Source organism: Mycobacterium sp. E342 (genome assembly GCF_001667665.1).
In the GTDB taxonomy this organism is placed as follows: Bacteria; Actinomycetota; Actinomycetes; order Mycobacteriales; family Mycobacteriaceae; genus Mycobacterium.
In genome coordinates, this window is sequence record NZ_LZJM01000193.1 from 1 (window position 1) to 8,461 (window position 8,461).

Annotated in this window: 7 protein-coding genes and 1 pseudogene; 6 read left to right on the forward strand and 2 right to left on the reverse strand. The window is 69.7% G+C overall.

The window, feature by feature from the left end; translation table 11 throughout:
* From A5692_RS13935 to A5692_RS13955, 5 genes and pseudogenes are all read left to right on the forward strand, one after another.
* Positions 1 to 345: pseudogene (locus A5692_RS13935) on the forward strand (galactose-1-phosphate uridylyltransferase); the annotation flags it as partial.
* Positions 342 to 1,433, forward strand: a complete 1,092-nt coding sequence (locus A5692_RS13940) for a galactokinase (protein WP_068056881.1) — start codon at positions 342 to 344, stop codon at positions 1,431 to 1,433. The pseudogene A5692_RS13935 and the gene A5692_RS13940, both read left to right, overlap by 4 nt.
* A complete protein-coding gene (locus A5692_RS13945; protein WP_082962693.1) occupies positions 1,430 to 2,188 on the forward strand; it encodes a Mut7-C RNAse domain-containing protein in 759 nt (252 codons plus the stop codon). The genes A5692_RS13940 and A5692_RS13945 overlap by 4 nt, the downstream gene beginning before the upstream one ends.
* A gap of 62 nt (positions 2,189 to 2,250) precedes the next feature.
* The gene (locus tag A5692_RS13950; protein WP_156766079.1) at positions 2,251 to 2,616 is read left to right on the forward strand and encodes a hypothetical protein; all 366 of its coding nucleotides are present in this window, start codon (positions 2,251 to 2,253) and stop codon (positions 2,614 to 2,616) included.
* Positions 2,601 to 3,281, forward strand: a complete 681-nt coding sequence (locus A5692_RS13955) for a PAS and ANTAR domain-containing protein (RefSeq protein WP_068056884.1) — start codon at positions 2,601 to 2,603, stop codon at positions 3,279 to 3,281. Before A5692_RS13950 ends, A5692_RS13955 begins: the two co-directional genes overlap by 16 nt.
* Positions 3,282 to 3,287: 6 nt before the next feature.
* Here the strand turns inward: A5692_RS13955 and A5692_RS13960 are convergent, their stop codons facing one another.
* Positions 3,288 to 3,773 (reverse strand): hypothetical protein, encoded by a 486-nt coding sequence (locus tag A5692_RS13960; protein ID WP_068056885.1) that lies wholly within the window; start codon positions 3,771 to 3,773, stop codon positions 3,288 to 3,290.
* 273 nt (positions 3,774 to 4,046) lie between these two features.
* Between A5692_RS13960 and A5692_RS13965 the strand changes: the two genes are divergently transcribed.
* Positions 4,047 to 6,677 carry a GH92 family glycosyl hydrolase gene (locus tag A5692_RS13965; RefSeq protein WP_068056886.1) on the forward strand — a complete coding sequence of 877 codons (2,631 nt, stop codon included), beginning with the start codon at positions 4,047 to 4,049 and terminating at the stop codon, positions 6,675 to 6,677.
* Between the two features lie 14 nt (positions 6,678 to 6,691).
* Here A5692_RS13965 and A5692_RS13970 read toward each other — a convergent pair.
* Positions 6,692 to 8,461: lysylphosphatidylglycerol synthase transmembrane domain-containing protein (locus A5692_RS13970; protein WP_068056887.1), on the reverse strand; the 1,770-nt coding region annotated here is incomplete at its 5' end.

Sequence of the window (8,461 nt, forward strand, 5' to 3'; positions counted from 1 at the left end):
TTCGCCGCGCGCTGGCCGGTCGAGGTGCACATCTACCCGAACAGGTTGGTGCGCAACATCACCGAACTCGACGTGGACGAGCTGGATGCGTTCGCGCGCGTCTATCTCGACGTGTTGGGGCGGTTCGACCGAATGTATTCTTCAGCGCTGCCCTATATCTCGGCGCTGCACCAGTACGCCGAGACCGGCCCCCAGGCCGACGGCTACTTCCACGTCGAGTTGATGTCGGTCCGGCGCAGCGCCACCAAGCTCAAATACCTGGCGGGGTCCGAGTCCGCGATGGAAGCGTTCATCAGCGATGTGACGCCCGAAAGCGTGGCCGAGCGACTGCGCGAGCTGGGATGACGGTCCGCTATGCCGCGCCCGGGCGGATCAACCTGATCGGCGAGCACACCGACTACAACCTGGGGTTCGCGCTGCCCATCGCGCTGCCGCAGCGCACGGTGGCGGCGTTCACCCCCGACCGCGGCGACGCCATCACGGTGGCCAGTGACCGCGCGGACGGGCCGGTGCGCATTCCGCGGGACACCGCTCCCGGCGGCGTGTCCGGCTGGGCCGCCTACGTGGCCGGGGTGATCTGGGCGCTGCGAGAGGCCGGCCACCCGGTGCCCGGCGGCGCGATGCGGATCACCAGCGACGTCCCGATCGGGTCGGGCCTCTCGTCGTCGGCGGCGCTAGAGTGCGCGGCGCTGGGCGCGATCGCGGCGGCCGCCGGCGTGCGCATCGACCCGAAGGAGCAGGCGCGCCTGGCCCAGCGCGCCGAGAACGACTACGTCGGCGCCCCAACGGGTCTGCTCGACCAGCTGGCCGCGCTGTTCGGCCGGCCGGCGACGGCGCTGCTGATCGACTTTCGCGATCTCACGGTCGCGCCGGTGGCCTTCGACCCGGATGCCGCCGGCGTCGCGCTGCTGCTGATCGATTCCCGGGCCCTCCATAGTCACGCCGGCGGCGACTACGCCGCGCGCCGGGCGTCGTGCGAGCGGGCGGCCGCGGACCTCGGGGCGTCGTCGCTGCGCGAAATCCAGGACCGCGGGCCTTCCGCGGTGGCAGCGGTGCGTGACCCGGTCGACGCCCGCCGGGCCCGCCACGTGCTGACCGAAAACCAGCGGGTCATGGATTGCGTTGCAGCACTGGGTGATTCGGATTTCGTTGAAGCGGGGCGGATCTTCAGCGCCTCGCACGCGTCGATGCGCGACGATTTCGAGATCACCACCGACCACATCGACCTGATCGCCGACACCGCGGTGCGCGCGGGCGCGTTGGGCGCGCGGATGACCGGCGGAGGGTTCGGGGGCTGTGTGATTGCGCTGGTGCCGGTCGACCGGATTGGCGCGGTCGACGAGGCGGTGCGACGCGCGGTGGGCGCCGCCGGTTTCGCGCAGCCGGTCATCACCCGAACCCGCGCCGCCGCCGGCGCGGGACCGTGTGGGTGAACGAGCCGACCGGCCACGTCGAAGTTCGGGTGTACGCCGAACTCAACGACTTCCTGGCGGCCGAGTCGCGGGGGACGACGGTGCGCCGCCCGTTCCGGCCACACCAGACCGTCAAGGACGTCCTGGAGGCGATGGGGATACCCCACACCGAGGTCGACCTCATCCTGGTGAACGGATCACCGAGGGACTTCGCCTACCGCCCGGGTTTTGGCGACCGCATCGCCGCCTACCCGGCCTTCGAGGCGCTCGACGTGGGGGACACCGCCCGGCTGCGGCCGGTTCCGTTGCGCGATCCGCGGTTCGTCGTCGACGTCAACCTCGGCCGGCTGGCGTGGCTGCTGCGCCTGCTCGGGTTGGACGCGTGGTGGTCGAACGACGCCGACGACAAGACGCTGGCCGACGTGAGCGTCGCACAGCACCGGATCCTGCTGACCCGCGATCGCGGCCTGCTCAAGCGCCGCGCCGTCACGCATGCCCTGTTCGTGCGCTCCGACGATCCCGAGGAGCAGGCGCTCGACGTCCTGCGCCGGCTGGACCTGGGACGCCGGTTGGCCCCCCTCACCCGCTGCGTGCGCTGCAACGGCACGCTGGCCCCGGTGAGCAAGGACGAGGTGATCGATCAGCTGGAGCCGCTGACGCGCGAGCACTTCGAGGAGTTCAGCCGGTGCGCGGAATGCGGGCGGATCTACTGGCCCGGGTCGCATTACGCGAAGCTTGTCCGCCGCGTACAAAGCCTGCGCGACCAGCTCGGTTGACCGCCTGGCGGCTCGCAATTCCCGAGGTCTAGCGCGCCGACGTCAGCTGTACCGTAACGGATGTGCGGGGGATGACATGCGCGGCGTGCGGGGCGGGGTTCTCGGCCCGGTCCGACGCCCTCTACTGCTCGTCGGCTTGTCGGCAACGGGCTCATCGCGCCCGCTCGGCGCGCCGCACCACCGAGCTGCGGGAGACCCTTCGGCGCAGCGCCCGGACGACCCGCGACACCCCCGCCGACGTCGACGGGTCGCTGCAGCGTTCGGTGGCCGATGCCATGCAACGCGCGCGGCGGCAGGTCGACCGATCGCGCGAACTGTGCCGCGTGTCGGAGCTGCGGCTGCAGGAAAGCGACGCCATCCGGCAGGCGTCGCTCGAGAATTGGGCGTTGACGTCCCGCCCGGAGCGTGTGTCGTGGCGTGGGATCTAGACGGCCAGACGGCGGCGGTTGAGCGGGCGCTCGTGGGAGGCGCCCCGCAGCGGGCGGGCTGGTTCCGCTTCTACTTCGAGGATCAACGCTGGGAATGGTCCGACCAGGTGCACCGCATGCACGGCTACGAGCCGGGAACGGTGACCCCGACTACCGAGCTGGTGCTGTCCCACAAGCACCCCGACGATCGGGCCAGGGTGGCCGAAGGCATCGACGACATGATCAAGCGTCGCCGCCCGTTCAGCACCCGGCACCGCATCGTCGACACCCGCGGCAACACCCACGACGCGGTCGTGGTGGGTGACCAATTCTGCGACGACAGCGGTGAGGTCATCGGCACCCATGGCTTCTATGTCGACGTCACGTCGACGTCGAGCCGCAAGCGCGAGGAGGCCATCAGCGCACAGGTCGCCGAGATCGCCGACCGTCGCGGCGCCATCGAGCGAACCAAAGGGATGTTGATGCTGGTCTACGGCGTCGACGAGGCCGCGGCGTTCAACCTGCTCAAGTCGTTGTCCCAGGTGCGCAACATGAAGCTGGGCGCGCTCGCCGAACAGATCGCGAAAGACTTCCCCGAGCTGGCCAAGGAGGTCGTCGGGCCGCGCTCACGGTTCGACCAGAGCCTGCTCGCCGCCCACCTGCGCGCGGCCGGCTCTACCGAGTAGCGGTCGTTAGCCGCCGGGGGCCAGGCGCACCGCTCCCAAGTGCATCCGGTCGACCGCCTCGGCGAACTCTTCGCGCGTCGGCATGCGGTTGTCGCGGAACTTCAGTCCGATCATGCGTTGGGCGCGCTGGACGCCGTAGGACTCGGCGCAGCGCAGGAAGAGGTCGGCCACCACAGCGCGGTCCGAGACGAGCTCCCCGCGCATCGGGGTCGTCTCGCCGTCGTAGACCACCCGGGCCGGCGCGCCGCCCCGGAAGTTCTGCTTCCACGGGGCCCCGGTCAGCGCGTAGAGCTGACCGTCGATGGCGTGGGCGCTCACCGGAATCGTGAACGACCGGCCCGTTTTTCGCCCGGTGAAGCTCAGCACCATCAGCTGCTTGCGGGCGGGGCCGGCCAGCGGCGTGCGCAGCAGCAATCCCAGCATCGGGTTGACCAAGCGCAGCAGCATCGACGGCGGGTGCCCGGCGTCTATCGCATGTGACTGCTCTGCCATGTGGTTCACCGTAAAGCCAACCGGTTGCGCTGCCTAGCGCCACCTTGCTCGGTCCGGCCGTCATGGTGGTCTGGTCGTCGATGACGTTGGCCGCGTCCATCAATGGGCCTTCATCGGCCTGCGGGCCTCGGCGTTGAGCTGAAGCACTGAGACGGTGCCCTGGCCCGGAATCACCACCGTTTTCTGCCCGGCCCCGGCGGGTCCGCAAATCGTTATCCAATTCGTTGTCGAAAAACGGCCACCAAATACACCGTCGTCCAGTAGGAGACAGGTATGCGGTCACGCAGGGCCCTCGTCGCGTTCCTGGCGGCGTCGGTCGTCTTCATGGCGTTCGTCGCCGCGGCCCCGCCCATCGCCTACGACGGTGAACCCGGATTCGTGACCGATCCCGTCGAGCACGTCGCCACGCTGATCGGCACCGGAACCGGTGGCCAAACCGTGGGGGAGATCAACAACTTCCCCGGCGCCGCCGTGCCGTTCGGAATGGTGCAGTACTCGCCGGACACCGTCGGCAATTACGCCGGCTACAACTACGGCAACCCGCGCTCGACCGGGTTCAGCATGACCCACGCCTCCGTGGGCTGCGCCGCGTTCGGCGACATCTCGATGTTGCCCACCACCAATGCAATTGGCTCGCAGCCCTGGAAAGCCTGGGAACGGATCGCCCACGACCACACCGAACGGGGCGTGCCGGGCTACTACACGGTGCGATTCCCGGGCACCGGGGTGAAGGCGGAACTGACCGCCACCACGCGCACGGGCGTCGGCCGATTCAGCTATCCCCGCAACGGCCGCCCCGCGCTGCTGCACGTGCGTTCCGGAGCGTCGCTGGCGGGCAACTCCCGCGCGACCATCCAGATCGGCGAGGACAACACCACCATCACCGGTTGGGCCACCAGCGGCGGGTTCTGCGGCAAGAACAACACCTACACCGTCTATTTCGCCATGAAGTTCAGCCAGCCATTCATTTCCTACGGCGCATGGGACGGCAATGCGGTGTATCCCGGTGCCCGCAGCGCGAATTCGCCCTACAGCGGCGGATTCGTGGAGTTCCCGGCCGGGGCCGAGCTCGAGGTACGGACCGCGATCTCCTACGTCGGCATCGACGGGGCGCGGGCCAACCTGGAGGCCGAGGGCACCGCCGGCTTCAACGACGTGCGCCGCGCCGCGTCGAGGACGTGGAACGCCACGCTGTCACGCATCTCGGTCGCCGGCCACAACGCCGGTGACCTGGAAACGTTCTACACCTCCCTGTATCGATCGTTGTTGCACCCCAACACCTTCAACGACGCGGACGGACGCTACATCGGGTTCGACGGCGCGGTGCACGCCGTGGCTGCCGGGCACACCCAGTACGCCAACTTCTCCGACTGGGACACCTATCGATGTCTGGCCCCGTTGCAGGCGCTCCTCTTTCCGGACCGGGCCGGCGATATGGCCCAATCGCTGGTGAACGACGCCGAGCAAAGCGGAGCGCTGCCGCGCTGGGCACTGGCCAACGCCGCGACCGCGGAGATGAGCGGCGACAACGTGGTGCCGCTGATCGTGAACCTCCATGCCTTCGGCGCCGAGGGCTTCGACACCCGGACGGCCTTGCGCTACATGGTGAACGCGGCGACGAAAGGCGGTGTGGGGCTGGGCGGTTACGTCGAGCGACCGGGGATCGAGACATACCAGCAATTCGGCTATGCGCCGTTCTCCTTCGAGTTCCGCACCGACGGCTGGATCGCCGCCGCGTCGATCACGCTCGAGTGGTCGGTGGACGACTTCGCCATCTCGCGGTTGGCCGATTCGCTCGGCGACACAGCGACCGCCACCGAATTCCAGCGGCGGTCGCAGTACTGGCAGAACCTGTTCAACCCGACCACCCGCTACATCTCGCCCCGCAGCTGGCCCAGCTTTTTCCGCGCCGGTCCCGCGTTCGTGGTCTCGCCCTCCGATTTCGGCCAGGTCGGATTCGACGAGGGCAACGCCGCGCAGTACGTCTGGTGGGTGCCGCAGAACGTGGCCGGCCTGGTGACCGCGCTCGGCGGTCGCCAGGCGGTGGCCGGGCGGCTGGACGGCTTCACCAGGAAGCTGAACGTCGGCCCCAACGAGCCCTACCTGTGGGCCGGTAACGAACCCGGTTTCGGGGTGCCGTGGCTGTACAACTACATCGGTCAGCCGTGGAAGGCGCAGCGCACGGTCGACCGGGTGCGCGGGCTGTTCGGCCCCACGGCCGACGGGGAACCGGGCAACGACGATCTGGGGGCGATGGCCAGCTGGTACGTGTGGGCGGCCCTGGGACTGTATCCGAGCACGCCGGGAACGCCGATCCTGACCGTGGCGGCGCCGCTCTTCGATCGCGTCGCGATCGCGCTCCCCGGCGGCAAAACCATTCGGATCTCGGCGCCCGGCGCGTCCGGACCGCGCCACCTCAAGTACGTCAGCGGCCTGCGCGTCGACGGGCAGGCCACCGACCGCACGTGGTTGCCCGAGTCGTTCATCCGCACCGGCGGGGAGCTGAGTTTCACGCTCGCCGCCTATCCGGACCGGAGCTGGGGCACGGGTGATTCCTCGGCCCCGCCGTCGTTCGGTGCCGGCAGTTCGGCGGTGACCGTCAACGTCCCGAACCCGATCGTCACGATCGCCCCGGGCAGCACGGGCACGGTCAGGCTCGACGCTCAGCGGATGGTCGGCGATGCCGGCGGCTACACCGTCACCGGCACCGGCTCGGACGGCGGCATCACGGTGACGCCCTCGACCGGCCAGTTCTCCCCGGACGGGTCGGCGAGCATCGACGTACCCATCACCGTGGCACGGTCGGTGTCCGACGAGTACTACCTGGCGTACTTGACCTCGACCGTCGGCCAAAGCTCCCGCACGTCAACCATTCTCGTGGTGGTGCAGTCCCCGTCCGAGTGATCCCGTAGCGGACCTCAGATCATCTCGTTCCGGGTCAACCACCGCATCACCGGCCAGCCGGCGAACACGGGCAGCCAGCAGGTGAGCACCCGGTACAACAGGACCGACGGTAGGCCGACCGCCGGCGGGACGCCGAAGGCGGCCAGCCCACCGATCAGCGCCGCCTCGACGGCCCCGACGCCCCCGGGTGTCGGCGCGGCGGAGGCCAGCGTCCCGCCGACCATGGTGACCACCGTGACGGTGACGAACGAAGCGCCGCCGCCGAACGCCTCGACGCTGGTCCACAGCGCCAGTGCGGCACCGAGAGTCGTTCCGGCACAACCGAGTACGATCAGCCCCAAGCGCTGCGGCTCTCGGGCCACCTCGACGAGGTCGGTTGTCACCTCCTTGAGCTTGGGGCGCACGTCGGTCGCCAGCCAGCGGCGCAGCTTCGGCACGAACAAGAAGGTGCCGATAATCCCCAGTGCCACGCCCGCGATCAGGTACAGGACCGTGGCGGTGGGGACGAAGTGCGAGAGGTTCATCGACGCGCCCGCGACCGTGCTGAACAGGATCAGCAACAGCAGGTGCATGATCACCTGCACGGACTGCTGCAGGGCCACCGCCGTGGTGGCCCGCATGGCGGACAGGCCGCCGCCCTTCTGCAGGTACCGCGTGCTGAGCGCCAGCCCGCCGACCCCGGCGGGCGTCGTCGTGGCGGCAAACGTGTTGGCCACCTGCGCGATTGACAGCTTCCAGAAGCTCACCGTCTCGTCCGCGGACGCCCACAGCGCGGCGGCCGCCCCGACGTAGGTCAGCGCCGACACCGCCAGACCCAGCAGCGCCCACCACCAGTGCGCGGTCCGCAGCTGCGACAGGAACGTGGGCGCGGTGCTGATGAAGGGGTACGCGACGTAGACGAGCGCGCCGAACAGCACCAGCTGGATGAGCTGGCTGCGGGTGAACCGGGTGATGGTCTCGGGTTTGATCTGGTCGGCGCCGGTCTGACGCTTGACCTCCGCGCGGGCGGCGGAGATGACGGTGCCCGCATCCTGGATCGACCTCCGAATGGGCCGGGGCACGGCCACTTTCGTCAGGCGGCGCGACGCGGTCAGCACGGTGTCCCGGTCGAAGGCGTCGATCGCGGCGGCCACCGCCGACTTGGGGTCGTACAGGGCCGAGGTGGTCACCAGGAGCTGGGCGATGTCGGATTGGAGTTGGGCGTCGGTGGCGCCGTATTCGGCGCTGTGGAAGCCGCCGAAGAGCACGGCGTCGTCGTCGACGGTGATCTCGTTGCCGCGCAGGTCCCCGTGCGCGATCTGCTGGCCGTTGAGGACCCGCAGCGATCGCCACACCCGGTCCACCGGCGTCGACTGCGCGCACCGGGTCAGGGGCAGGCCGCGGGGTGGCTGGTGCGAATACAGAATCCAGCCCCGGTCCAGGGTGGCGACGGCGATCGTCGACGTGTTGGCGAGATCGACCTCGCCGATGGCGATCGTCATCAGCGCGCGATGCTCGACGGCGCGGCGCATGGAGGTCACCAGCGGGCCGGTCTCGGTATCGCGTAGCCGCAGCTTGATCCACAGCTGGCGCAGCGTCCCGCCGCTGCGCTGGTGCGGGCCGTACAACTCGACGACCGCCGAGCGGTCGGGCTGCCCGCATGCCGCCGACAGGACGAGCGGACCCCGACCCGCCGGCCGGACCACGGTGAGCCGCGAGACGACGAACCCGCGCCGGGCCATCGCGCGCACGGCCGACTCCAGGGGCACCTCCAGCGCCGGGGTGCCGACGACGAGAACCACCAG

Excerpts from the sequence above, each read along its gene's own strand:
- A5692_RS13965 (WP_068056886.1), top strand. The coding sequence starts at position 4,047 with ATGCGGTCACGCAGGGCCCTCGTCGCGTTCCTGGCGGCGTCGGTCGTC.
- A5692_RS13960 (WP_068056885.1), bottom strand. The coding sequence starts at position 3,773 with ATGGCAGAGCAGTCACATGCGATAGACGCCGGGCACCCGCCGTCGATG.
- A5692_RS13940 (WP_068056881.1), top strand. The coding sequence starts at position 342 with ATGACGGTCCGCTATGCCGCGCCCGGGCGGATCAACCTGATCGGCGAG.